This window comes from Streptomyces sp. NPDC000941, assembly GCF_053599555.1.
Genome location: NZ_JBSFMM010000177.1, coordinates 1 through 23,577, shown reverse-complemented (window position 1 = coordinate 23,577; position 23,577 = coordinate 1). Strand labels below are relative to the sequence as shown.

26 protein-coding genes and 1 pseudogene are annotated in these 23,577 nt (G+C 72.5%); 9 read left to right on the top strand and 18 right to left on the bottom strand.

Features of this window, described 5'->3' with window-relative positions; translation table 11 throughout:
- Window positions 1-23 precede the first annotated feature (23 nt).
- Both ACWDSL_RS39170 and ACWDSL_RS39165 read right to left on the bottom strand, forming a co-directional pair.
- Window positions 24-428: pseudogene (locus ACWDSL_RS39170) on the bottom strand (hypothetical protein); the annotation flags it as partial.
- 77 nt (window positions 429-505) lie between these two features.
- Window positions 506-1,513 carry a helix-turn-helix transcriptional regulator gene (locus ACWDSL_RS39165; protein WP_450492727.1) on the bottom strand — a complete coding sequence of 336 codons (1,008 nt, stop codon included), beginning with the start codon at window positions 1,511-1,513 and terminating at the stop codon, window positions 506-508.
- A 116-nt stretch (window positions 1,514-1,629) separates the two neighbouring features.
- Between ACWDSL_RS39165 and ACWDSL_RS39160 the strand changes: the two genes are divergently transcribed.
- Window positions 1,630-2,037, top strand: a complete 408-nt coding sequence (locus ACWDSL_RS39160) for a DUF3224 domain-containing protein (protein ID WP_358641961.1) — start codon at window positions 1,630-1,632, stop codon at window positions 2,035-2,037.
- Between the two features lie 6 nt (window positions 2,038-2,043).
- Here the strand turns inward: ACWDSL_RS39160 and ung are convergent, their stop codons facing one another.
- The 6 genes from ung to ACWDSL_RS39130 all read right to left on the bottom strand — a co-directional run bounded on the left by ung (window position 2,044) and on the right by ACWDSL_RS39130 (window position 7,118).
- On the bottom strand, window positions 2,044-2,724 hold the full coding sequence (ung, locus tag ACWDSL_RS39155; protein ID WP_450492729.1) for a uracil-DNA glycosylase: 681 nt from the start codon (window positions 2,722-2,724) through the stop codon (window positions 2,044-2,046).
- A gap of 76 nt (window positions 2,725-2,800) precedes the next feature.
- On the bottom strand, window positions 2,801-3,766 hold the full coding sequence (locus tag ACWDSL_RS39150; RefSeq protein WP_450492728.1) for an aldo/keto reductase: 966 nt from the start codon (window positions 3,764-3,766) through the stop codon (window positions 2,801-2,803).
- 128 nt (window positions 3,767-3,894) lie between these two features.
- Window positions 3,895-4,656: an SDR family oxidoreductase gene (locus tag ACWDSL_RS39145; RefSeq protein ID WP_450492726.1), complete on the bottom strand. Its 762-nt coding sequence runs from the start codon at window positions 4,654-4,656 to the stop codon at window positions 3,895-3,897.
- Window positions 4,657-4,673: 17 nt separating this feature from the next.
- Window positions 4,674-5,435 carry a 3-oxoacyl-ACP reductase FabG gene (fabG, locus tag ACWDSL_RS39140; RefSeq protein WP_450492725.1) on the bottom strand — a complete coding sequence of 254 codons (762 nt, stop codon included), beginning with the start codon at window positions 5,433-5,435 and terminating at the stop codon, window positions 4,674-4,676.
- Window positions 5,436-5,892: 457 nt separating this feature from the next.
- On the bottom strand, window positions 5,893-6,288 hold the full coding sequence (locus tag ACWDSL_RS39135; RefSeq protein ID WP_450492724.1) for a DUF3037 domain-containing protein: 396 nt from the start codon (window positions 6,286-6,288) through the stop codon (window positions 5,893-5,895).
- The gene (locus ACWDSL_RS39130; RefSeq protein WP_450492723.1) at window positions 6,285-7,118 is read right to left on the bottom strand and encodes a HipA family kinase; all 834 of its coding nucleotides are present in this window, start codon (window positions 7,116-7,118) and stop codon (window positions 6,285-6,287) included. Before ACWDSL_RS39130 ends, ACWDSL_RS39135 begins: the two co-directional genes overlap by 4 nt.
- 114 nt (window positions 7,119-7,232) lie before the next feature.
- Between ACWDSL_RS39130 and ACWDSL_RS39125 the strand changes: the two genes are divergently transcribed.
- On the top strand, window positions 7,233-7,697 hold the full coding sequence (locus ACWDSL_RS39125) for a Rieske (2Fe-2S) protein (protein ID WP_450492722.1): 465 nt from the start codon (window positions 7,233-7,235) through the stop codon (window positions 7,695-7,697).
- 18 nt (window positions 7,698-7,715) lie between these two features.
- Here the strand turns inward: ACWDSL_RS39125 and ACWDSL_RS39120 are convergent, their stop codons facing one another.
- Entirely contained in the window at window positions 7,716-8,363 is a 648-nt protein-coding gene (locus tag ACWDSL_RS39120) for an isochorismatase family protein (RefSeq protein WP_450492721.1), read from the bottom strand.
- Between the two features lie 120 nt (window positions 8,364-8,483).
- Between ACWDSL_RS39120 and ACWDSL_RS39115 the strand changes: the two genes are divergently transcribed.
- Window positions 8,484-8,945 (top strand): pyridoxamine 5'-phosphate oxidase family protein, encoded by a 462-nt coding sequence (locus tag ACWDSL_RS39115; protein ID WP_450492720.1) that lies wholly within the window; start codon window positions 8,484-8,486, stop codon window positions 8,943-8,945.
- 76 nt (window positions 8,946-9,021) lie between these two features.
- Here the strand turns inward: ACWDSL_RS39115 and ACWDSL_RS39110 are convergent, their stop codons facing one another.
- Together ACWDSL_RS39110 and ACWDSL_RS39105 are read right to left on the bottom strand one after the other, a co-directional pair.
- Complete coding sequence (locus tag ACWDSL_RS39110; protein WP_450492719.1) at window positions 9,022-9,399, bottom strand: hypothetical protein; 378 nt, start codon at window positions 9,397-9,399, stop codon at window positions 9,022-9,024.
- A gap of 389 nt (window positions 9,400-9,788) precedes the next feature.
- Window positions 9,789-10,697 (bottom strand): LysR family transcriptional regulator, encoded by a 909-nt coding sequence (locus tag ACWDSL_RS39105; protein ID WP_089511796.1) that lies wholly within the window; start codon window positions 10,695-10,697, stop codon window positions 9,789-9,791.
- Between the two features lie 74 nt (window positions 10,698-10,771).
- On the opposite strand from ACWDSL_RS39105, the gene ACWDSL_RS39100 reads away from it, so the two are divergent.
- Window positions 10,772-11,767, top strand: coding sequence for a DMT family transporter (locus tag ACWDSL_RS39100; RefSeq protein ID WP_450492718.1), 996 nt, complete (start codon window positions 10,772-10,774; stop codon window positions 11,765-11,767).
- Window positions 11,768-11,780: 13 nt separating this feature from the next.
- On the opposite strand, the gene ACWDSL_RS39095 is transcribed toward ACWDSL_RS39100, so the two are convergent.
- Window positions 11,781-13,112, bottom strand: coding sequence for an aminotransferase class I/II-fold pyridoxal phosphate-dependent enzyme (locus tag ACWDSL_RS39095; RefSeq protein ID WP_450492717.1), 1,332 nt, complete (start codon window positions 13,110-13,112; stop codon window positions 11,781-11,783).
- Window positions 13,113-13,148: 36 nt separating this feature from the next.
- Here ACWDSL_RS39095 and ACWDSL_RS39090 point away from each other — a divergent pair, with 36 nt between their 5' ends.
- On the top strand, window positions 13,149-13,826 hold the full coding sequence (locus ACWDSL_RS39090) for a pyridoxamine 5'-phosphate oxidase family protein (RefSeq protein ID WP_450492716.1): 678 nt from the start codon (window positions 13,149-13,151) through the stop codon (window positions 13,824-13,826).
- A gap of 72 nt (window positions 13,827-13,898) precedes the next feature.
- Here ACWDSL_RS39090 and ACWDSL_RS39085 read toward each other — a convergent pair whose 3' ends face one another.
- Together ACWDSL_RS39085 and ACWDSL_RS39080 are read right to left on the bottom strand one after the other, a co-directional pair.
- Window positions 13,899-14,939 (bottom strand): EamA family transporter, encoded by a 1,041-nt coding sequence (locus ACWDSL_RS39085; protein ID WP_450492715.1) that lies wholly within the window; start codon window positions 14,937-14,939, stop codon window positions 13,899-13,901.
- 31 nt (window positions 14,940-14,970) lie between these two features.
- Window positions 14,971-15,519: a Clp protease N-terminal domain-containing protein gene (locus ACWDSL_RS39080; RefSeq protein ID WP_450492714.1), complete on the bottom strand. Its 549-nt coding sequence runs from the start codon at window positions 15,517-15,519 to the stop codon at window positions 14,971-14,973.
- 259 nt (window positions 15,520-15,778) lie between these two features.
- Between ACWDSL_RS39080 and ACWDSL_RS39075 the strand changes: the two genes are divergently transcribed.
- Window positions 15,779-16,207, top strand: coding sequence for a type II toxin-antitoxin system Rv0910 family toxin (locus ACWDSL_RS39075; protein WP_450492713.1), 429 nt, complete (start codon window positions 15,779-15,781; stop codon window positions 16,205-16,207).
- 30 nt (window positions 16,208-16,237) lie between these two features.
- Here the strand turns inward: ACWDSL_RS39075 and ACWDSL_RS39070 are convergent, their stop codons facing one another.
- Window positions 16,238-16,885: a PadR family transcriptional regulator gene (locus ACWDSL_RS39070; RefSeq protein WP_450492712.1), complete on the bottom strand. Its 648-nt coding sequence runs from the start codon at window positions 16,883-16,885 to the stop codon at window positions 16,238-16,240.
- A 148-nt stretch (window positions 16,886-17,033) separates the two neighbouring features.
- Between ACWDSL_RS39070 and ACWDSL_RS39065 the strand changes: the two genes are divergently transcribed.
- Complete coding sequence (locus ACWDSL_RS39065) at window positions 17,034-17,861, top strand: PhzF family phenazine biosynthesis protein (protein WP_450492711.1); 828 nt, start codon at window positions 17,034-17,036, stop codon at window positions 17,859-17,861.
- 40 nt (window positions 17,862-17,901) lie between these two features.
- Here the strand turns inward: ACWDSL_RS39065 and ACWDSL_RS39060 are convergent, their stop codons facing one another.
- Together ACWDSL_RS39060 and ACWDSL_RS39055 are read right to left on the bottom strand one after the other, a co-directional pair.
- Window positions 17,902-18,996 carry a winged helix DNA-binding domain-containing protein gene (locus ACWDSL_RS39060; protein ID WP_450492710.1) on the bottom strand — a complete coding sequence of 365 codons (1,095 nt, stop codon included), beginning with the start codon at window positions 18,994-18,996 and terminating at the stop codon, window positions 17,902-17,904.
- A 23-nt stretch (window positions 18,997-19,019) separates the two neighbouring features.
- The gene (locus tag ACWDSL_RS39055; RefSeq protein WP_450492709.1) at window positions 19,020-19,589 is read right to left on the bottom strand and encodes a DinB family protein; all 570 of its coding nucleotides are present in this window, start codon (window positions 19,587-19,589) and stop codon (window positions 19,020-19,022) included.
- A gap of 142 nt (window positions 19,590-19,731) precedes the next feature.
- Here ACWDSL_RS39055 and ACWDSL_RS39050 point away from each other — a divergent pair, with 142 nt between their 5' ends.
- A complete protein-coding gene (locus ACWDSL_RS39050) occupies window positions 19,732-20,793 on the top strand; it encodes a helix-turn-helix transcriptional regulator (RefSeq protein ID WP_450492708.1) in 1,062 nt (353 codons plus the stop codon).
- Here the strand turns inward: ACWDSL_RS39050 and ACWDSL_RS39045 are convergent.
- Window positions 20,748-21,527, bottom strand: coding sequence for a CPBP family intramembrane glutamic endopeptidase (locus ACWDSL_RS39045; protein WP_398533398.1), 780 nt, complete (start codon window positions 21,525-21,527; stop codon window positions 20,748-20,750). The two genes, ACWDSL_RS39050 and ACWDSL_RS39045, sit on opposite strands and share 46 nt — an antisense overlap.
- 178 nt (window positions 21,528-21,705) lie before the next feature.
- On the opposite strand from ACWDSL_RS39045, the gene ACWDSL_RS39040 reads away from it, so the two are divergent.
- The gene (locus tag ACWDSL_RS39040; RefSeq protein WP_450492707.1) at window positions 21,706-23,532 is read left to right on the top strand and encodes a substrate-binding and VWA domain-containing protein; all 1,827 of its coding nucleotides are present in this window, start codon (window positions 21,706-21,708) and stop codon (window positions 23,530-23,532) included.
- Window positions 23,533-23,577 lie beyond the last annotated feature (45 nt).

Here is a 23,577-nt window from a genome sequence, read left to right as displayed (position 1 = left end):
GCCGACTACGCGAGGCTCGGCCCCCGGGCGCTGGCCCGCGCCAGGGCGAGCTGGCCGCGGGCCGCCTCCCGCTGGCCGAGCCTCGCGTAGTCGGCCGCGAGGTTGAGGTGGAGGCTGGGGTAGAAGGCGCGCACCTTTGTGGCGGCGGGGCGGCCGTCCGCGCCGACGATCCGGTCGGCCGCGGCGAGCGCCAGCAGGTCCCACATCAGCTCGTCGGCCGGGTCGTCCTGGGTGTCGGCGATGTAGTGGGCGAGGGCGCAGCGGTGGAAGGGGTCACCGCCGGCCCCGCCGTCGTGGACTTCCCGCCACAGCTCGGCCAGCCGGTTGCGCGCCTCCTCCCGGTCGCCGCCGCGGTGCAGTATGACGGCCTGCCCGATCCTGGTCGGCACCGCGTCGTCCTCGGACGCCCTGCGCCGTGCTCCCGCCATCGAGGCCTCCCGCTGTGCCGACACTCCTTCGAAACTAGCCGCAGCCGACGGCGATCCGGAGCAGCGCGCTCACGCACTCAGCCCGACGGGGCGTAGCGCTGGGCCAGTTCGGTGATGGTGCGCGCGACCGCCTCGCGCAGCTCGGGCGGACCGAGTACGTCGGCCTCCGCGCCCAGCCACAGCACGTCGTGGGTGGCGACGGGCAGCGACTCCACGGGCAGCACCACCCGCGCCCGGCCGTCCGCGTCGGGCGGGCCCGCGGCCGCGACGGCGGCCTCTCCGGCCGCGCCGAACTTCATCGGGAGCAGCCGCAGTCCGCGCGGGGTGAGCAGCAGTTCCGCCTCGCCCTGGAAGCGCATCTCCTCCAGCCGCCGGGACGACTCCGCCCAGTGGGCGGCCAGGTCGAACCCGGTGGGGCGCTCGAAGGTCTCGTCCAGGACCTCGGCGTTCAGGATCCGCGACACGCGGTAGGTGCGCACCCTCTCCGCGCCGCTCTCCGTACTCTCCGCGCTCTCCGTACTCTCCGCGCGCGCCACCAGGTACCAGATGCCGCCCTTGAGGACGAGGCCCAGCGGATGGAGCTTCCGCCGCACCTCACCGCGCCAGCGGCGGTAGTCCACGCGCAGCGCCCGCGGCCGCCACACCGCCTCGGCGACCGCGCCGAGGTGGGGCACCTCCTCGGTGTCGCGGAACCAGCCGGGCGCGTCCAAGTGGAAGCGCTCCTGGATGCGGCGGGACCGCTCCCCCAGCTCCGCCGGGAGCGCGGCCCGCAGCTTGAGCTGGGCGGTGGCCAGGTCGGCGCCGAGGCCCAGCTCGGTGGCCGGGCCCGGCATCCCGGCCAGGAAGAGGGAGTCGGCCTCGTCGCCGGTGAGCCCGGTCAGCCGGGTGCGGTAGCCGTCGAGCAGCCGGTAGCCGCCGGCCGGGCCGCGGTCGGCGTAGACCGGGATGCCGGACGCGCCGAGCGCGTCGATGTCGCGGTAGACCGTGCGGACCGAGACCTCCAGCTCTTCGGCGAGCTCAGGCGCGGTCATCCGCCCCCGGTTCTGCAGCAGCAGGAGCAGTGAGAGGAGACGGTCGGCGCGCATGGCTCCCATTGTGCCGCCGTACCTGACAAAAGATGTCAGGTACGGCGGGCAACGTACTCCTCGGCCCGCGCGGCACGGATCACGCGGAGCCCCCAGAACCATCGGAAGGACACCGCATGACCACGCACGCCACCGGCACGTTCACCTTCGCCAACTGGGACGAGGCCACCGTCGGCGAGGCCGGTGACGGCCCGAAGCTGGCCCGCGCCACGGTCACCAACAGCTTCTCGGGAACCCTGGAAGCGGAGCGCACCACCTGTGAGTACGCGATCACCTACTTCACCGAGAAGACCGGCGTCTGCACCGGCTACGAGCTGGTGACCGGCACCCTCGGCGGGCGCACCGGCAGCTTCGTCTTCGTACAGCACGGCACCTTCGGCGAGGACGGCAAGATCCACTGCTCGCTTGAGGTGGTGCCCGGCTCGGGCACCGGCGAGCTGGCGGGGCTCACCGGCAAGGGCGGCTTCGTGGCCGTGACCGGTGAGTGCACCGTGCCGTACAGCTTCGAGTACGACCTGGGCTGACGGACGTCACCCGGCCTGGGCGCCCAGGTTCGGGATCCGCCAGTCGACGGGCGCGTGCCCCTGGGCCTTGATCGCCTCGTCGATCTGGGTGAAGGGGCGGGAGCCGAAGAACTTCTTCGCCGACAGCGGCGAGGGGTGCGCGCCCTTGACCACGGCGTGCCGCTCCTCGTCGATCAGCGGCAGCTTCTTCTGCGCGTAGTTCCCCCACAGCACGAAGACGGCCGGGTCGGGGCGGGAGGCCACGGCGCGGATCACCGCGTCAGTGAACTTCTCCCACCCCTTGCTCTTGTGGGAGTTGGCCTCGCCGGCCCGGACCGTCAGCACCGCGTTGAGCAGCAGCACGCCCTGCCGGGCCCACGGCATCAGATAGCCGTTGTCCGGGATCGGGTGGCCGAGCTCCGCCTGCATCTCCTTGTAGATGTTCCGCAGCGACGGCGGGGTCTTGACGCCGGGGCGCACCGAGAAGCACAGCCCGTGCCCCTGGCCCTCGCCGTGGTACGGGTCCTGCCCGAGGATCAACACCTTCACCTGGTCGTACGGGGTGGCCTCCAGGGCCGCGAAGACCTCCTCACGCGGTGGGTAGACGGGACCCTTGGCCCGCTCCTCCTCGACGAACTCGGTGAGCTCCTTGAAGTAGGGCTTGTCCAGCTCCTCGCCGAGGACGCCGCGCCAGGACGCGGGCAGCATGTCGGTCACGTCAACAACCTCCGGTGTTCGTTCTCTTGACGTGCCCCAGAACCTACCGGCGACCACCGACAATCGCTCAGGCGGCATCCAGCTTCGCCCGCAGCTCGGGAGCGAGCTCCAGGTCGACGGCGCCAAGCGCCTCCTCCAGCTGGGCCACGGAGCTCACCCCGAGCACCGGGATCACCGGCTTGTGCGCCCCCATGAGCCAGGCGAGCACCACCTGGTTCGGGGTCGCGCCGGTCTCCTTCGCCACCTCGCGCAGCGCGCTCAGCCGCCGCTCGGTGCCCGGGTGGTCGTACTGCTCCAGGATGCGCTTGTCGTCGCGGGTGTACGCGCCGTGGATCAGCGAACCGTACGCCAGCAGCGTCATGTCCTCCTGGGTGCCGATGTACTCCACGAGGTCGATGCCCGCGAAGCCCTGGGTGCCGAAGTCGGCACCGGGCCGCGGCTGGAGGTAGGTGTAGCGCTGCTGGACGCAGTTGTAGCGGGCCAGACCGCGGTCGGCGGCGTACTGCCGGGCCGCCGACACCGCCCAGGAGGCGTGGTTGCTGCACCCCAGGACGGAGACGCTGCCCTGGGCGACGAGCTCGGCGAACGCGCCGACGGTCTCCTCCATCGGCACCGTGCGGTCCTCGATATGCGCGTAGTACAGGTCGACGCGGTCGGTGCCAAGACGCCGCAGGCTGTCCTCGATGCCGCCACGTACGGTGTCGGCGGCCAGCCCCTGCCAGTTGGCGGGCCACTCGCCGCCCCGCGCGGGGTCGGGCCGGGCGCCGACCTTGGTGGCGACCACGGTGTGCTCCCGCCGGCCGCGGCTGCGCATCCAGCGGCCGAGCAGTTCCTCGCTCTCGTTCCCGGTGCCGCCCGGCGCCCAGATCGAGTAGTTGTTGGCGGTGTCGACGAAGGTCCCGCCCGCCTCGGTGAAGCGGTCGAGGACGGCGAAGGACGTCTCCTCGTCGACGGTGCTGCCGAACGGGAGAATGCCCAGGCACAGGGCGCTCACCTCGGGCCCGGTGCCGCCCGCCAGGGTCAGATAGCGCATCGTACGCATCTCTCCTCACGCAGAAATCCGCAGAAGCCCGCAGACGTCTGCAAAGGTCTCAGGTGCCGGACCCGGTCGGATCCGACACCTGAGACTGTGCTCCTTGGAGTGCGCGCCAACGCAAGCCCTCAGCCGACTCCGGCGTTGAGGAAGATGCCGCCGTCGACCACGAGCGTCTGCCCGGTCATCCAGGCCGCCTGGTCGGAGGTGAGGAACGCGGCCACACCGCCTATGTCCTCGGGCACGCCCAGCCGCCCCAGCGGGTACGCCGCGGCGGCCTCCTCCTCGCGCCCCTCGTACAGCGCGGCGGCGAACTTGGTCTTCACCACGGCCGGGGCGATGGCGTTGACCCGCACCCCGGGCGCGAACTCATGGGCGAGCTGCGCGGTGAGGTTGATCATGGCGGCCTTGCTCACGCCGTACGCCGCTATGAAGGGCGAGGTCGAAATGCCGGCGACCGAGGCTATGTTGACGATCGCCCCGCCGTTCTCCTTCTGCCACGCCTTCCAGACCTGCTGGGCGAGGCCGAGCGCCGAGACGACATTGGTCTCGAAGACCTTGCGCAGCACGCCCAGGTCGAGGTCGGCGATCGGTCCGAAGACCGGGTTGGTGCCGGCGTTGTTGATGAGGAAGTCCAGCCGCCCGAACGCCTCCATCGCCCGCTCGACGGCGACGGCCTGATGCGCCTCGTCGTGGGCCTTGCCGGCCACGGCGATCACCCGGCCTGCGCCCAGCCGCTCGACGGCCTCCTTGAGTGCGTCCTCGTTACGCCCGGTGATGCACACCCGGTCGCCGCGCGCCACCAGCGCCTCGGCTATGCCGTAGCCGATGCCGCGGCTCGCGCCCGTGATGAGCGCGGCGCGGCCGCTGTCCGAAGTTTCCGTGGTCATGTGGTCGGTGTCTCCCGTCAGTTGAGCGGGCCGCCGGCCACGTACAGGACCTGGCCGGAGACGAATCCGGCGGCGTCACCGGTGAAGAAGGCGATGGCGCCCGCGATGTCGTCGGGCTTGCCGACCCGGCGCACCGGGATCTGGCTCGCGGCGGCCTCCTGGAACTCCTCGAACCCCATGCCGACACGCGCGGCGGTGGCGGCGGTCATATCGGTGGCGATGAAGCCGGGCGCCACGGCGTTGGCGGTGACGCCGAACTTGCCGAGCTCGATGGCCAGGGTCTTGGTGAAGCCCTGGAGGCCGGCCTTGGCGGCGGAGTAGTTGACCTGTCCGCGGTTGCCGAGGGCCGAGCTGCTGGAGAGGTTGACGATCCGGCCGTACTCCGCGTCCACCATGTACTTCTGGCAGGCGCGCGACATCAGGAACGCGCCCCGCAGATGGACGCCGATGACGGTGTCCCAGTCGGTGTCGCTCATCTTGAAGAGCAGGTTGTCGCGGAGCACGCCCGCGTTGTTGACGAGGATCACCGGCGCGCCGAGCTCTTCGGCGACTCGCCCGACCGCGGTCTCCACCTGGGCCGCGTCGGACACGTCGCAGCCCACGGCGATGGCGGTGCCGCCCGCCTCGGTGATCTTCTTCACGGTGTCGGCGCAGGACGCCTCGTCGAGGTCGAGCACGGCGACGGCGCGGCCCTCCTGCGCCAGGCGCACGGCGGTGGCCGCGCCGATGCCGCGGGCGGCGCCCGTCACGATGGCGACGCGCTGCTCGGTGGTGGACATGCGGGTTCTCCTCGCCTCGGTGGGGGCTCACCGCCCGGACGACGAAGGCGGTGAGCGACCGCTTAGTCGCGTCAGTGTACGAGACGCCAAGACTTATCCCCGGGCAGCTTGAAGAAGGCCGTGACTTCGTCGGATTTTCGTCGTTCTCATGATGGGCTGCAAGAAGCCCCGCCGAGTCAACCACGGCGAGACTCCGCACCTTCGGGCCGCGAGTCACGTGGCAGCTCGCCGACCACGCATCCAGCGTGGTGGCGCGCCTCTGCTCGGCAAATTCCGGACATGCGCCGCGGCAACCCCGGATGAGACCCGACCCGCGAACGAGCGGCCCAAGGACCACGCCGGAGCGCTGCGACCGCATACCGGACCATCCCACCAAGACTTACGGGATGGCTCTTGGAAGCCCCACTACGCCTGGGCTGGGCTGTCGCATGCCCTCCGCTGCCCTCCTCGCGCGTGTTCAGCGCACGAGGAGGTCCAGCAGGCGCTCCGTCTCCGCCTCCGCGTCACGGGTCAGACCGGTGTGCACCGGGCCCGGCTGGACGACCGTGGAGCGGGGGGCGACCAGCCAGCGGAAGCGGCGCCCCGCGTCGTCGCCGGCGGCCTGCCCGGCCCGCTCCCCGCCGCAGCACACGTTCTCCGCGGCCGCGAGGGCCGCCCGTACGCCCGCCACATCCGCCTCGGGGTCCAGCGCGAGCAGCCGGGCCTCGTCCAGGTGGGTGCGGGCCGCCACAAAGGACCGCGCCCGGCAGTACACCACGACACCCGCATTGATCTGCTCGCCGCGCTCGACCCTCGGTACCACGCGCAGCAGCGCGTACTCGAAGACCTCCCGGCCGTCCGTCCGCCCGCTCACTCCGACGCCTTTCCCTCGACCCAGATCCGCAGCCACTCCGGGGCCTGGGACGGCTTGTCCCCATCCGGCGGCCGCTGGTCGCCGAGGGTGATCCGGTCGCTGATCGTAGCGGCGCGCTCCAGCAGCAGTTCGACATACCGGCGGCGCACCGCGTCCGGGCCGTCGAAGCCGGGCTCGTCGACCAGCCACTCGTCGGGGACGTCGGCCGCGACCTCGGTCAGCAGCTCCTCGGTGATCCGCGGCGCCAGGGCCTCGGCGGCCGCCGCGATGTCGGGGTCGAAGGACGCCAGAACGTGGTCGGAGGCGTCGTACGGCTTGGCTGCCACCGCGTCGGCGCCGCGCCAGCTGTGGTGCCAGATCATCGTGGCGCCGTGGTCGATGAGCCACAGCCGGCCGTGCCAGACCAGCATGTTCGGATTGCGCCAGGACCTGTCGACGTTGCCGATGAGCGCGTCGAACCACACCACGTGCCCGGCCTCGGCGGGGCCCACCCCGAAGGCCAGCGGGTCGAAGCCGAGCGAGCCGGGGAGGTAGTCCATGCCGAGGTTGAGCCCGCCGCTGGCCTTGAGCAGGTCCTGGACCTCCTCGTCCGGCTCGCCCAGGCCGATCACCGGGTCCAGCTGGATCCCTACCAGCTCTGGGACGCGCAGCCCGAGCCGGCGACCCAGCTGCCCGCAGATGACCTCGGCGACCAGGGTCTTGCGGCCCTGCCCGGCGCCGGTGAACTTCATGACGTACGTACCGAGGTCGTCGGCCTCGACGATGCCGGGCAGCGATCCGCCTTCACGCAGCGGTGTGACATACCGGGTGGCGGTGACTTCAGGGAGCATCCGCCCACCCTATTGAGCGGCGCAAACGCATTTCACGGCGGCTGAACGCCCGGGGTGCCCCGCACGTATTCTCTTGCGGATTGCGGAAACGTACCCTCACCAGGAGGCACCACCATGGCGGAACCGGCGATCACCGGGCGACCCACCACCACCCGCCGCGCCTTTATGACCGCGTGTGGAGCGGCCGGGCTCGCCGCCGCGCTCGCGGCGTGCGGCAGCGACGGCGACTCCGGCTCGGACGCGTCGCAGAGCAGCGGAGCCGGCGACTCGGGCCAGACCGGCGGGGGCGGCGGCATGGAGCTGGCGAAGACCTCCGACATCCCCGAGGGCGGCGGGAAGGTCTTCAAGGATCACGAGCTCGTGGTGACCCAGCCCAAGGCGGGCGAGTTCAAGGCGTTCTCGTCGGTGTGCCCCCACATGGGTAAGCCGCTCGGGGATGTCTCCGGCGGCACGATCAACTGTCCGTTCCACGGGAGCAAGTTCAACGTCGCCGACGGCAGCGTGAAGCACGGCCCGGCGACCAAGCCGCTGACCCCCGCGGAGATCAAGGTGCAGGGCGACACCATCTCCATGGCCTGACCAGCGCGGCCACGGGCCTCACCGTGCCCGGGACCCGCGCCAGCAGGCGATGACCTCCTCGGCCGTGGTGACCGTGGCGACGAGGGCGAGGGTGTTGCGGAGCACCGCCGGGGTGTAGTCGACGGGCACCCCGGCGATTGCGTCGGCGGGGACCACGGCCGTATAGCCGAGGTTGACCGCGTCGAAGACCGCGTTGGGTATCGCCACATTGGCCGACACGCCGGTGATGACGAGGGTGCGGCAGCCCAGGTTGCGCAGCAGCGCGTCCACGTCCGTCCCGGCGATCGGTGACAGGCCGTGCAGCCGCCGCACGATCAGGTCCTCGGCCGCGACCGGGATCGGCTCGGCGATCCGTACCGCCTCGCTGCCGCTCAGCTGCCGCACCGGCAGCCGCTCGGCGGCCCGGAACAGCCGCGCGTTACGGTTCGCGCCACGCCCGTCGGCGCGCCGCTCGGCCACCGCGTGCAGCACCTGTACGGGCGTGTCGTGCGCCGCCGACACCAGGCGCGCCACCGTGTCGAGCGCGCCCGTCTCACGGGCGGCGGCGGCCAGTTCGGGCAGGGCGCCGTCCGGGCCGACCACCCCGCGCTGGCACTCCACGGTGAGCAGCGCACAGGTGGCGGGGGTCAGCAGCTCGGACAGGGTTTCGCGGGCGTACGAGGGCATGGTTGGCCTCCTGCGGGCGGCGGGCCGGTCCGGCCGCGCGAGGCTAGTCGCCATTGCGCATGGAAGGAAGAGGCCGCATCCTGTGCGGCACACACCAGTCACCGGGAGGTGCCGGGACCGATGGCCGTGACCCAGCGGCGGGGCCGCCGCATCATGATGACCCAGGCGGAGTTGGACGCCTACCTCGCCGAGCAGCGCACCTGCCGGGTGGCGACGGTATCGGCGGACGGGCGGCCGCATATCAGCCCGCTGTGGTTCGGCTGGGACGGTGGCTCGCTGTGGCTGTACTCGCTGACCCGCAGCCGCCGCTGGGCACAACTGCTGCGGGACCCCCATGTTGCCGTGGTGATCGACGACGGGCATGAGTACGGGGAGCTGCGCGGCGTCGAGCTGGCCGGCCGGGTGGCGATCGTCGGCGAGGCGCCGCGCACCGGCGAGCCGTGCCCGGAGCTCGACACGCCCGAGCGGCTGTTCGCGGCCAAGTACTTCGGGCTGTCCGCCATGCCGTACGACGGCCGCCACGCATGGCTGCGGCTGACGCCCGACACGATCAGCTCCTGGGACTTCCGCAAGCTCCCCTAGGACCATGCGTGACGACGCGGGGCAGCCGGATGTGCCGGCTGCCCCGCGTCACTGGTCGCGAGGGTGAGAGCACGGCTTACGGCCCCAGCGTGTCCCCGGGCATCGGGGTCGTGCGCAGAACCCAGGTGCCGCAGGAGGTGATCACCGACCCCATGCGGCTGCAGGTGATGCCGTGCACGGTCCCCGACGTGGTGATGACGTCGATGAAAATGTCACTGCCGTCGCCGCCGGGGCCGACGTCGATGGACGCACCGCAGGCGCCCACGGGTACCGCTCCCCCCTCATCGGAGAGGTCGTCCCAGTCGATGGGCCCGCCGGGAGAGGTCTCGTCGCCGACGTAGGGAATTCCGAAACTGACGGCTGCGTAGAAGGCCCCGCCGCCGGCGGCTTCCTGACGAACAGTGTCGATGTCGAAGCACCCGTTCTGAGCCTCCGGGGGCCTCGGGGGCTTCACCTCACCGGGTTTACCGGGCCGGCCGGGGCCCGGGCCAGAGTCAGGGTCGGGGACAGGTTCAGGGTCATCCATGGAAACGGCCCGGTCCGTGGCGACGACGTCCGAAGCCGACTGCGCTTTCGCTCCGGGGCCTTGTGCCTCGGCGGGTAGGACGCCCAGTACGCCTACCAGCGAGACGGCGGTCAGTGAGGTGACGCCGAGCGCCAGCCGTGCATACCGCGCTCGCGGCGATGCGGCCCTGCTGTGAGGACGCATTCAGTACTCCCTTGGACTTGAGCCGGGCAATCTCCCGGAAACGTCTTCTTATCCTGAGGAGCTTTCCACCCACATCCCGGTTCTTATGTGACGAATCGTTCGATCAGCCCAATACGCGACAATGGCACCGCGGCTCAGCCGCCGAACCGCTCCCCCACCCCCCGCAGAACGTCGACCGCCGCCCGGATCGAGGGCCTGCGGTCGGCGTCCGCGCGCCAGATCGCGTAGACATGGCGCCGCATGGTGTGCTGGCGCACCGGCACCACCCGCACCCCCTCGGGCACCACGCCGCGGCCCAGCCGGGGCACCACGGCGACGCCGAGTCCGGCGGCGATCAGCGCGAGCTGGGTGTGGTGCTCCCGCGCGGTGTGGCAGATGCGCGGTTCGAGACCCTTGCCGCGCAGGGTGATCATCAGCCAGTCGAAGCAGAACCCACCCTGGGGCCAGGAGATCCACTCGTCGTCCGCGAACTCCTCCGGGTCCACCGCCTCCCGGTCGGCCAGCGGGTGGTCGGCGGGCATCGCCAGATCCACCGGGTCGTCCAGCAGCGGCGCCTTGACCAGCCCGTCGGGCATCGGCAGCGGCTTGTTGTACCAGTCCAGGACGACCGCGAGGTCGATATCGCCGCGGACCACCGCGGGCACCGACTCATCGGGCTCCATCTCCTGGAGCCGGGCCCGCAGCTTGGGGTGGGCGATCCGCAGCCTGGACAGGACGTCGGGGAAGATACCGCGGACCGCGGTGGGGAAGGCGCCCATCATCAGCTCCCCGACCGCCTGGCCGCGCTGCGCCTCGAGGTCGGCCTGGGCCAGCTCGACCTGGGAGAGGATGCGCGCCGCGTGGTCGGCGAGCAGCCGCCCGGCGTCGGTGAGCCGCACGCCGCGGCCGTTCTTGGCGAGCAGTTGCTGCCCGGTCTCGCGCTCCAGTTTGGCCAGCTGCTGAGAGACGGCCGAGGTCGTGACGTGCAGCCCTTCGGCGGCGCCGCTCACGGAGCCGTGGCGGGACACGGCATACAGCGTACGGAGGCGTTCCAGGTTCAACATGTAAGAGATGCTACGCGATACCTCGCACAAAATCTCACTTGCCCTAAGAGGTCAGCAGACGTCAAGGTGGCAGCATGACCACAGCGACCGCCTCGCCCACCGCCGCCGGCGGCAACACCACGGCCACCACCACCCCGGCCACCAGCACGCCGATCGCACCGGCCGCCCCCACCCGCCGCCCGCTCCTGGACTGGCGGATCCGGTTCGGCGCGCTCGCCCTGATCTGGGGCTTCAGCTTTCTGTTCATCAAGGTCGGCACCGAGGCGTTCGCTCCGCTGTACGTCACGCTGGGGCGCATGCTGTTCGGCACCGCCGTCCTGGCCGTGGTCCTGGTGGCGAAGCGGGAGCGGCTGCCGCGTGGCGTCCGGCTCTGGGGTCATCTGGCCGTGGCGGCCTTCTTCCTCAACGCCCTGCCGTTCTCGCTGTTCGCGTACGCCGAGCTGACCATCCCGTCCACCCTGGCCGGTATCTGCAACGCGACCTCGCCGCTGTGGGGCATGGTGCTCGCCGTGGCGGCGGCCTCCGACGACCGGCCGAGCCGGCAGCGCGTCGCGGGCCTGGGCATCGGCTTCGCCGGCGTGTTGGTCGTGCTCGGCGTCTGGCAGGGCTTCTCCGGTCAGGACCCGGCGGGCACCGCGATGGCGCTGGCCGCCTCGCTCAGCTACGCGGTCGGCTGGCAGTACGTCCGGCGTACGCTCAGCGGCTCCGGCCACTCCCACCTGGCGATGTCCGGCGCCCAGCTGCTGATGGGCACGGCCCAACTGGCGGTCGTGGCCCCGCTGTTCGCCCCGGCCCCGGGCTCCTTCCCGGTGCTGCCGCTGCTGTCGGTGATCGCGCTGGGCGCGCTCGGCACCGGCTTCGCCTTCCTGGTGCAGTACGGCCTGGTCGAGGAGGTCGGCCCGACCACCGCCATGATGGTGACGTACTTCGTCCCGGTCATCGCGACCGCGGCGGGCGTGGCGATCCTCGGCGAACACCTCACCTGGAACACTCCGGCCGGGGCGCTGATCGTGCTCGCGGGCGCGGCGCTGACCCAGACGCGGCCGCGCGCCAAGGCCCCTCGGGCCTGAGCCGCTCACCGACTCAGCCATAGCGCCCCGCCGGGGCCGGTCCCGTCGCCGACGCGAGCGCGTCCGCGACGGGGCCGATGTCGTCCATGCCCAGCGATGACACGGTCAGCCGCACCCCGGGCGGCGAGGCGATCCTGAACCGGGCCCCGGGCGCGACTGCCCAGCCGGACTGCAGCAGCCGGGCGACGGCGCCGGTCTCGTCGGGGACCGGCACCCATACGTTCATCCCGCTGCGGCCATGGGCGGCGATCCCGCGCTCGCCCAGCGCCCGCACCAGCGCGTCGCGCCGCCGGCCGTACGAGGCGGCCACCGCCGCGATGTCCACCGCGCCGGTGTGCCACAGCCGCACCAGCGCGTCCTGCAGCAGATGGCTGACCCAGCCGGGGCCCAGCCGCTGCCTTCCGCGCACCCGGTCCACGGTGACCGTGTCGCCGGTCAGCACGGCGACCCGCAGATCGGGCCCGTACGCCTTGGCGGCGGAGCGGACCAGCGCCCAGTGCTCCGTACCGCCCGCCAGCGGGTGGAGCGGCAGGTCCACGATGCCGTGCCCGTGGTCGTCCTCGATCAGCAGCGTTCGCGGGTGGCGGTCCAGGGCCGTACGCAGCGCGCGGGCACGCTCGGCGCTCACCGCCCCACCGGTCGGATTCTGTGCCCGGCAGGTGACGATCAGCGCCCGCGCCCCCTTGTGCAGCGCCTCCTCGACCCGCTCCGGCAGCGGCCCGTCGTCGTCGACCGCGACGGGGACGGTGCGCAGCCCCAGCGCCGGGACCAGGTCGAGCACGCTGCCCCAGCCCGGATCCTCGACCGCGACCGCGTCGCCGGGTTTGAGATGGGCGGCGAGCACGCGCTCGATCGCGTCCAGCGAGCCGGAGGTGACAGCGACCGGGCCGTCCGGCACCCCGTCCGCGTCGAGGGCGGCGCGGGCCGCCCGGGCGAGCTCCGGGGACACCTCGGGCGTGCCGTACAGCGCCGGGCGTTCGGCGTTGCGCGCGGCGGCCGCGGCCAGCGCCTCGCCGAGCGGCGGCAGCAGGGCGGGGTCGGGGTTGCCGTCCCCGAGGTCGCGCACGCCCTCCGGGGCCTCGACGCGGAGCAGATCACGGGAGGTGGTGGCGGGGCGCGGCCGCACCCGGCTGCCCTTGCGGCCCGCGGTCTCGATCACTCCCCGGTCCCGCAGCGAGCGATAGGCGGCCGCGACGGTATTGGGATTGACGCCCAGCTGGGACGCCAACTCCCGCATGGGCGGAAGAAGTTGGCCGGGGGCCAGGTCACCGGCGCCCACCGCGCGCTCGACACTCGCGGCGATCTCAGCTGCGCCACGCCCTTCGATCCGATACTCTCCTAGCACAAAACAGAGTTTGTACTAGTTCAAAGGGGATTGCAAATGGCCGCCGCGAGCACCACCCCGGACGCCTACCAGCCGACCGACCGGACGGTGCCCACCCGGTCCCGCGAGCGCGCCTCGTACGACCGGGAGCTGGTGCACTCGATACTCGACGAGGGCTACGTCTGCCATCTGGGCTTTGTGCGCGACGGCGCCCCGGTCGTCCTGCCGACGCTGTACGCGCGGGTGGGCGAGCGGCTGTATGTGCACGGCTCGACCGGCTCCCGCCCGCTGCGGATGGCGAGCGGCGCGGAGGACCCGGGCCTGCCGGTGTGCCTGACCGTCACCCATGTCGACGGGCTGGTCCTGGCCCGCTCCGCCTTCCACCACTCCATCAACTACCGCTCGGTGGTGGTGCACGGCGCCGCCCGCCAGGTGACCGACGGCGCCGAGCGCGCCGCGGCCCTCGACGCCCTGGTCGACCACGTCGTGCCGGGCCGGGCCGCCGACTCCCGGCCGGCCAACGCCAAGGAGCTGGCCGCCACCGCCGTACTCCGCCTGGATCTCGCCGAGGTGTCCGCGAAGATCCGCACCGGCGGCCCGAACGACGAGCCCGAGGACCTGGCGCTCCCGCACTGGAGCGGGGTGCTGCCGGTGGCGCGGACGTACGGCGCGCCGGTGCCCGCCGACGACCTGACCGCCGACACGCCGGTGCCCGGCTACCTCACCCGCCTCTGACGGAGCCGGACACGCCCGACGGCCCCGACGAGGCCCGACCCGCTCGCCCCGCCCGCGCCGGACCCCAGCCGGTCAGCGGGCGGGCGGCGAGCCCGGCGCCCGGCCTGTGCCGTCGGCCGCTACGGCCGCATCCGCCTCTTTCCGCGCGGAGAGCGTCCCCGACCCGGCCACCGGTTCGGCCGCGGCCGCCTTCGGCGCCGAGGTCTGCGCGATGAACGCGCCGAAGAGCACCACCGCGCCCCCGACGATCTGCGGCAGCGACAGATGCTCGCTCAGCAGCACCCAGGCCAGTACGGTCGCCACGACCGCCTCCAGGCAGGCGACCACCCCGGCCACCTGAGGCGACAGCCGGCGCACCGACACGACCCCGGTGAGATAGGCGACCACCGTCGCGACCAGGACGATCCATCCGAGCAGCAGCACGGCGGGCACCCGCGCGTCCGCCAGGTCGGCCCGGCCGGCCAGCACCGCCCAGTCCAGATTCCAGGGGCGGGCCACGACGGTCAGCGCCACCGCGCCGACGATCAGCCCATACGCGATGACGCCCAGCGGGTCCGCGGCGTTCTCGCCGTCGCTGCCGTGGTCGGCCAGGACGAAGTAGCCGACCTGACAACCGGCGGCGCCCAGGGCGAGCAGCAGCCCCACGGCGTCGAAGCTCAGCCCCGACCACACCTCGACCACACAGGCCAGTCCGCCGACCGCGAGCACGACCCCCACCGCCGCGGCACCGCTCACCGGCCGCCGCTGGACGAACCGCACCCAGCCCAGGACCAGGGCGGGGGCCAGATATTCGACGAGGAGCGCGACGCCGACCGGGATGCGCGAGATCGCGGCGAAGTAGCACGCCTGCACCCCGGCGACGGCCAGCAGGCCGAACCCCACCAGCAGGGCGGGGCGCTTGGCGGGCAGATCGCGGTGGTTCCAGGCGACCGGGAGCATGACCAAGGCGGCGCCGGCCACTCGCAGCCAGGTGACATGGAGGGGGTCGAGACCCGCCTCGATCAGCGGTTTCGCGGCCACCCCCGATCCGCCGAACGCGAGTGCCGAGGTGAGCGCCAGCCCCAGCCCCGCGCTTCTCGTCCCTCCCGGACCCTGCCCCTGAGTGTTGTGCATCGGATCATCATGTCAGCTCACGACAGGACCGTCACGTCGTTGACTGCTGGCGCATTTCCTCGTCCAGTGCCGCGACCAGCAGTTCCGTATCGACGCCTGCCCGCCGCAGCACCTCCACGGCGCGGCACTCCGGGTCGCCGGCGAGGGCGGCGAGAAGGTCGGGCCCATCGGCCCGGAGCGCACCGCGGGCCCGGGCCCGGGCGGTCGCGGCGCCCATGGCGGCCACGGCGGCGGGCGACCAGCCGGACATGGCGCCGCCCTGGGCGCCCTGGATTCCGCGCAGGTCCCGGGGGCGCACCCGGCGCCGCGCGCCGGAGTCCTCCACCGAACCGCTCCACTGGACGCCGTAGCCGATGGCGCGCTGTGCCAGATAGCCGAGCAGCCGCCCGACCTGGGGTGGGCCACCCGCGAAGGCGGCACGCGCCCGGGGGTCCGACTCGAGGAGGGTGTGCAGCAGATGGGCCGTGTCGATCTGCCGGTCGCCGTCGCGGAAGGCCCGTCGGCGCGCCCCCGCGACCACGGCGTCCAGCTCCTCGCCGAGTCGGCCCTCGTCATAGCCGCCGGAGGTACTTTTTCGCACGCTCTCACCCCATCAGTCCCCGGAGTCCGGAGCATCCCCGCCGGGGAGCATGTGGCTCTCCCACGATAGTTGGGCATTGACGGCCGAATCTCCTCCTCACGGAGGAGCCCGGGAACTGACGGTTCATCAGTATTGAATGTTCGAGGCGCCAGGGTTACGTTGCGCGACACCGCTGAGGCACCCGAGCCACAGCACGCGAGCCGATCGAAGTGATCCGAGCGAGCCAAGTGTCGCGGAATTCCGCGGAAGGGGTGGCCCCATGGCCGAGGTCAGCGTCCAGGCGCGTATCGAGGCACCGGCCGAGAAGGTGTGGGCCCAGCTGACGGACTTCACCTCATGGGCCCAGTGGAACGTGACACACACCGGCTTCCCGGAGGGCGGCCCCGCCGCGCTCGAGGTGGGCGCCACGTATCAGGAGAACATGAAGCTGATGGGCTTTCCGGCGGAGGTGCTCTGGACCATCGAGGCCAGCGAGCCCGTCCAGGTGTTCGCCACCCGGGGCAAGGGGCCCATGGGCGTGAACCTCGCCATGCGCTATGCGCTGACGCCGGAGGGCGAGGCCACGACGGTCCGCGTCGACGGCGAGTTCACCGGCCCCGCGGTCTCGCTGATGGCCGGGAAGCTCAAGGACTCGGCGAGCGCCGCCCTCAACGAGTCACTGCGCAAGCTCGGCGGACTGGTCGCCTGAGGCTCCTCGCGCATCCCTCGCCCTGTCCGCTCAGCCCTTGCCCCCCTTCTCGCCGGGCTCGTCCTGCCCGCCCTTCTCATCCTGCTCGTCCTGCTCGGCGAGGATCAGATACAGCCGCTTACGGGAGTCGTTGATGACCGCGACGGCCTTCTGCCGCTGCTCGGCGGTGCCGGTCTTCCAGACCTGCGCGAACGCCTCCATCAGCCCGAAGCCCGCCTGTCGGATCTCCTGCATCGACTCCCAGTCGACACCGCGCCCGACCTCCTCCCACGGGGCCCGCGATCCCGCCTCGGCCTCGCCGCGGCCCTCGTCGGTGAGGGCGAACAGCTTCTTCCCGCCCTCGCTCTCACTGCTGATCAGCCCCTCGTCCTCGAGCAGCTGCAGCGTCGGATAGACGGAGCCGGGGCTCGGCCGCCAGGCGCCGGCGCTGCGCTCGGCGATCTCCTGGATCATCTCGTAGCCGTGCATGGGGCGCTCCCGCAGCAGCGCCAGGATCGAGGCGCGCACATCGCCGCGCCGCGCGCGGCCACGCGGTCCGCCCCGGCCGCGGCCACCGAACGGGGGGCCGCCGAAGGGCGGGCCGAACGGGCCGAAGGCCGCGCGCCGCCCCTCGGAGTCGCCCCGGCCGCGATGGCCCGGTCCGAAGTGTTCATGTCCATGGTGTCCATGGGGACGCATATGACGTTCCTTCCATCGTTGATCTGTCGCGATACCTCAACGATATATCGGAACCGATCGCATAGCAATAGCCTTCCGATGCCCGGCCGGTCCACGCGCCCGGAATTGGCCATCGCCGAGGGCCCGGACGGCGCCCTACGGTCGGCGCATGCGCATCCGAATCGTCGACGCCTTCACCGACCGCCCCTTCGCCGGCAACCCGGCCGGGGTCCTCCTCCTGGACACCGACGCGTTCCCCGACGACGACCGGCTCCAGCGGATCGCCGCCGAGGTCAACCTCTCCGAGACCGCCTTCGCCCACCCGCTGCCGCAGGGCGCTGAGGCCGACTGGGCGCTGCGCTGGTTCACCCCGGCGACCGAGGTGAAGATGTGCGGCCACGCCACGCTCGCCACCGCCCACATCCTGCACACGACGGGCGCCGCGACCGGCACGGTCCGCTTCGCCACCCTCAGCGGGGTGCTGTCGACCACGGCCGACGACAGCGGCACGATCACCCTGGACTTCCCCACGTCCCAGCTGACGCCGCTCGACGTGCCCCAGGACACGACCGGCGTCGCCGACGCGCTCGGCGGTGTCCGGATCCTGTCCCTCCACCACACCACCCCGTACATCGACCACCTCTTCGTGGAGGTGGCCGACGAGACGACCGTGCGCACGCTGTCCCCGCACCTCGCCGCGCTCGCGCAAACCGGCCACCGCGGCTGCATCGTGACCGCGGCCGCCGAAGGCCCGGCCCGCGGCTACGACTTCGTCTCGCGCGTCTTCGCCCCCGCCGTCGGCATCGACGAGGACCCGGTGACCGGCAGCGCGCACACCGCCCTCGCGCCCTTCTGGTCCGCCCGGCTCGGCCGTACGGAGCTGACCGGGTTTCAGGCGTCCGCCCGCGGCGGGCTGGTCCGTACGGCGCTGCGCGGCGACCGCACCCTGTTGACCGGCACCGCGGTCACCGTCATCGACGGGGAACTGCTCGCCTAGGGCCCACTTGGGCCGTTATTGAGCCGTCACGTGGAACCGGCTACGTGGCATCGACTCGTACACGGTGGCTTTCCTCTTCGGAGAGGAACCCCGCCAACTCCCGCCCCTGCTCGGCGACGGCGTCGCGGTCGGCTCGCGAGAGGCCGCGCAGCGGGGTGACGACGACGGTGTCGCCGTCGACGCCCCAGGTCGCGGTCACCCGGCCGTCCACCAGCACCACCCGCTCACCGGCGACCGAGAGGCCGCGGTGGGCGTCGTCGATGATCCGGCCGCGGTCGTGATAGCCGAGGATCGCGTTGTCGAACGCCGGCAGAAACCGCACCGGGGCGGGGGTGTCGCGGTCGGGGCGTGGCGCTTCGGGAAGGTCGAGCAGTTCGCGGCCGCGCTCATCGCGGAAGGTGACCAGTTCCTCGCGCAGGGCGGCCACCGCGGCCGGCAGTCCGGCGAGGCCGCACCAGGCGCGCAGGTCGGCCGAGGCCGCGGGGCCGTACGCGGCCAGATAGCGCCGTACCAGCGCCTGGCCGACCGGATCGGAGCCATCCGCGGCCGGCGGGTCGATCTCGCGGCCCAGCCAGGAGGAGAGCAGGGCATTGCGCACTCCCCCCTTGGCGCGCCACAGCCCGCGGGGCGGCAGCTGCACCACCGGGACGAGGGCGGCGACCAGCATTTCGCCCAGGGCTCGCCGCCCCGGCGCCGGCCAGCGCTCGGCGAGCGCCCGTACGAGCTCGGCCGCCGTACGGGGCTCGCCGTCCGCCATCACCGCCCGGCCCGCCGCCGCGAGTTCGTCGAGATCTGTCCCTTCGAACTCACGGCGGTACGTCCCGAGCACCCGCTGGCGCAGCATGGCGTCGTAGCGGGATCGCCAGGCCAGGACGTCGTCGGCGGTGAGGAGGTGGACGGTGCGGCGCATGAGGTGGGTCCGCACCAGGCTGCGCCCGGTCAGCAGGTCCGAGAGCACCGCCGGGTCGAACGCGCGCAGCCGCGACCAGAGTCCGACGAACGGCTCCTGCGGCTCCTGCGCCTGGATCCCGCACAGATGCCCGACGGCGTCGGGGACCGGTATGTCGGCGCGTTCGAGCAGCAGCTGCCGGGCGAGGGTGGCGCGGCCCAGCGCCCGGGTGTCGAGAACGGTCATCGGATCATGCCCCCGCGCGGTCGTCAGCTCGACTTCTGCCCGTCGAGCGTTTCGCGCAGGATGTCCGCGTGCCCGGCGTGCTGTGCGGTCTCGGCGATGACATGCGTCAGCACCCGGCGCACGCTGTGCCGTGCCCCCGGCTCGTTCCAGGGCGCCTCGGGCAGCGGGTGCGTCGCCGACAGGTCGGGGACGGTGGCGATGATCTCCTCGCTTCGGGCGGCGACCTTCTCGTAGCGCTCCAGGATCCGGGCCAGGGTCTCGCCGGGCAGCATCTGGAAGTTGGCCTGGTGGTCGATCGCCCACTGCGGGAACTCGCGTGCGGTACCGGCCGCGAGATCGTCCCAGGTGACACCGTCGGGCAGATCGTAACGGAGCGCCGAGGGGCCCTCGATCACAAAGCGCAGCCACCCTTCCTCGATGAACGCGACGTGTTTGATCAGCCCGCCCAGGCGCAGCTCGCTGACCGTCGGGCGTTCGGCGGCCTGCTCATCGCCGAGCCCGCGCACCGTCTTGGTCAGGGTGGCGCGCGCGGCGGCGAGCTCGGCGAGCAGATCGGCCCGCTCGGCGTCGAGGGGTGCGGGGGGCGTGGTCATGGCGGTCACAGTGATCGGGTCCTTCTGTCTGAATCGTTGCGGTCTGAGCGTTGCGGTCTGAGCGTTGCCGCTGTCCGGCGAAGACCACATTCGCAGGGGAAGCGGTCAGGTTGTGACCTCTTCTCGGGGCGATACTGGCGTCATGCCCAAGACCTCAGCGCGACTGCTGTCGCTGCTCTCCCTGCTCCAGTCGCGCCGTGACTGGCCGGGGCAGCTGCTGGCCGAGCGGCTGGAGGTCAGCTCGCGCACGGTGCGCCGCGATGTCGACCGGCTGCGCGAGCTCGGCTATCCCATCGCGGCCGTCAAAGGCCCCGACGGGGGCTACCGGTTGGGCGCCGGTACGGAACTGCCGCCGCTGCTGTTCGACGACGAGCAGGCCGTCGCGCTCGCCGTGGCGCTCCAGACCGCCGCCGTCACCGGTGCCGGTATCGAGGAGGCGGCGGCGCGTGCGCTGAGCACCGTACGGCAGGTGCTGCCCACACGGCTGCGCCATCGCGTCGACGCCCTCCAGGTCACCGCCGTCGAACGGCCAAGGGCCCGGCCGAATCCGCAGGTCGACCCGCAGGTCCTCATGGCGCTCAGCGCGGCCGTCCGCGCCCGCGAGGTGCTGCGCTTCGACTACGCCGCCCCCGTATCCCCACCGACGGCCGCCGACGCCGACACCGCCACCGACCGCGCCATCGCTCCGCCGCGCCGGGTGGAGCCGCACCACCTCATCACCTGGGGCGGGCGCTGGTATCTCGTCGCCTGGGACCTCGACCGCGACGACTGGCGCACCTTCCGCGTCGACCGGATCGCCCCGCGCTCCCCCACCGGTCCCCGCTTCGCCCCGCGCGAGCTGCCCGGAGGGGAGGTAGCCGCCTTCGTCGCCGGCAGATTCCAGGGCTCCGACGGCTCCGACGGCTGGCCCTGCCGCGGCGAGGTGATCCTCGGTCTGCCCGCCGACGTCGTATCCGCCTACGCCCACGACGGAGTCGTCGAAGCACTCGGCCCGGACCGCTGCCGGCTCGTCCTGGGCGCGTGGTCATGGCGGGGACTCGCCGCCGCCATCGGCAGGTTCGACGCCGATATCCAGGTCGTCGGGCCGGCCGAGCTCAAGGACGCCTTCGCGCACCTGGCCCACCGCTACGCCGACGCCGCGGCGGGAGACCCCACCGGTCAGGCCGTGGGCAGCCAGTCGACCCGGCCCGCCAGCAGGGCGTAGCCGACGAAGGCCACGATGTCGATCAGGGCGTGCGCGGCGACCAGCGGCCCGACCCGCCCCCAGCGGCGGTAGAGCAGTACGAACACCACGCCCATCGCCATATTGCCGAAGAAACCGCCGATGCCCTGATAGAGGTGGTACGAGCCGCGCAGCACCGAGCTCGCCAGCAGCGCGGCCATCGGCGTCCAGCCCAACTGCCCGAGCCTGCGCAGCAGATAGCCGACGACGATCACCTCCTCCAGCACGGAGTTCTGCACGGCGGAGGCGATCAGCACGGGGATCTTCCACCACACGTCGGGCAGCGCCTCGGGCACCACCGTCAGATTGGCCCCGGCCGCCCGTGCGCCGAGGTAGAGCAGCAGCCCCGTACCGCCTATCCCGGCCGCCACCGCGGCGCCCCAGCCCAGGTCGAAGGCCGGCCGCCGGCGGTCGAAGCCGATGGCGCGCAGCCCGGCGCCCTCCCGCAGCAGCAGATGGGCCACCAGCGCGACCGGCACCAGCGCGGTGGAGATGCCGAAGAGCTGCCAGGCCAGATCCAGCCAGGGCCTGCCGGGCGCCTCGGAGGCGTTGAGCGTGGCCGCCTTGTCCTTCAGCCCGCCGGGTGCGGTCACCGAGCCGATAAAGCTGATCAGCGCCGATACGCCGCTCGCGCCCAGCGACAGCGCCAGGACCAGCAGCGTCTCCTGGCGCAGGACGCGTTCCGAGAGCCTGCCCTCCGGAGGGGAAAGCTCCATGTCCCGCGCGTGTGACTGCACGCCTGCCTCCAGTTCCGCTTTTCCACCTCATTGGTGGTCGTGTGCCGCTAGGGTCTCGAAAAGAGTTCCGAAGATCACGCGACGGTCGGGGGAGGGCGCCATCCCGCTGGCGCCGTCCTTGCTCCTGACAGCTTCATCTTCACAGGAGACGCAGCACATGGGACGCCACAGCCTGCCAGAGGACTCAGTCGGCCCTGTCCACTCACCACGGCAGGACCCTACGGGGTCCCGGTCCGCCGCACGCCGCCGGGCCGTCGCGGTCTCCACCGCGGTCGTGCTCACCCTGGCCACCGGTGCGGCGCTGGTTCTGCGCAGCGAGTTACTGGGCCCGATGGAGTCCTGCTCGAACGACGCCGTGCGCCTCGGGGTGGCCGCCTCCCCGGACATCGCCCCGGCGCTGCGCGAGGTCGCCGAGCGCGCCCGGTCCACCCATGTCCGGTCCGATGGCCGCTGCCTCGATGTGAAGGTCACCAGCCGGGCGCCGTACGAGGTGGCCGACGCGCTCGGCGACGACAGCCGCGACCCGGGTTTCCAGGTGTGGCTGCCGGACTCCAGCGTGTGGGTCGACCGCGCGGCGTCCTCCCCCGACAAGTCCGTCCCCCTGGACACGCTCGGCGGCGTGGCGTCCTCGCCGGTGGCCGTGGCGGCGACCCCGTCGGCCGCCAAGCGGCTCGGCTGGCCGCAGAAGAAGTACAGCTGGGCCCGGCTGACCGGGGCCGCGACCGGGGACGAGGATCTGCGGCTCGGGGCCGCGGACCCGGCGCGCAGCGCCACCGGGCTGCTCGCCCTGGCCCGTGTCAACGCCTCGATAGCCAAGGAGAGCGGCGGACCGGGGAAGGGCGGCGGGGCCGATACGCGGGCCGCGGCCGCCGCGAAACTCCTGTCCCAGCGCGTCTCCGACGGCGACGACCAGGTGCTGACCACGCTGCCGCGCGGCGACTCGGGCGCGGAGGCGGGGAATCCGCGGCGCAATCAGGCGCTGTTCCTGTCCGAGCAGGCCGCCTACCGCCATAACGCGGCGGCCGGGGGCGCCCCTCGGCTCCAGCTGTTCTACCCCGAGGACGGCACCGCCGAGCTCGACTATCCGTACACCGTGCTCAATGACGACGCGCTCACCACCGTGCGGGCCCGCGCCGCCACCCGGTTCATGACCTTTCTCGCCGACACCCGGAACCGCCGGATCCTCGCGCGGCACGGCTTCCGGCCGGTCGGCGGCAAGGCGGTCGAGGAGGTGACCCGTACGGCGGGCGGCAAGGCCCCCCAGCCGTACGCGGTGGTCCCGGCCTCCGGTCCGTCGGGCGCGGAGCTGGAGACCGCGCTCGGCATGTGGACGATCACCGTGCAGAGCGCCCGGCTGAACACCGTCGTCGACGCCTCGGCCTCCATGGCGGCGCCGGTGCCCGGCCGGAACGGCGAGTCCCGGATGGCCGTCACCAAGGCGTCCCTGCTGCGGGCGCTGGCGCAGTTCACACCGGACGACGAGATCGGGCTGTGGGAGTTCTCCCGGCGGCTCGACGGCGCCCGGGACTACCGGGAGCTGGTGCCCACCCGGCGGCTGGGCCTGCGGGACGCGGACGGCTCCACCCAGCGCGACCGGCTGACGGCCGCCTTCGGCGCCCTGGAGCCGGTGCCGGGCGGGGCGACCGGGCTGTACGACACGGCGCTCGCGGCGTACCGGAAGGCACGCGACGGCTACGCGCAGGGCAAGTTCAACGCTGTCGTACTGCTCACCGACGGGTCCAACCAGGACGAGGGCAGCATCTCGCGCAAGGCGCTGGTCGAGCAGCTGGGACGGCTCACCGACCCGAACCGCCCGGTGCCGCTGATCGCCATCGCGGTCGGGCCGGACGCCGATCTGTCCGCATGCAAGGACATCGCGGAGGCGACCGGCGGCTCGGCGCAGCGGGTGGCGGACCCGGCGCAGATCGACAGCGTGATCCTCAAGGCGATCGTGTCGGCGAGCCGGGCGGGCACGAGACGGTGACTTTGCGGTGAGTATCGGACAGCGACACGCCGACACCACGGCGTG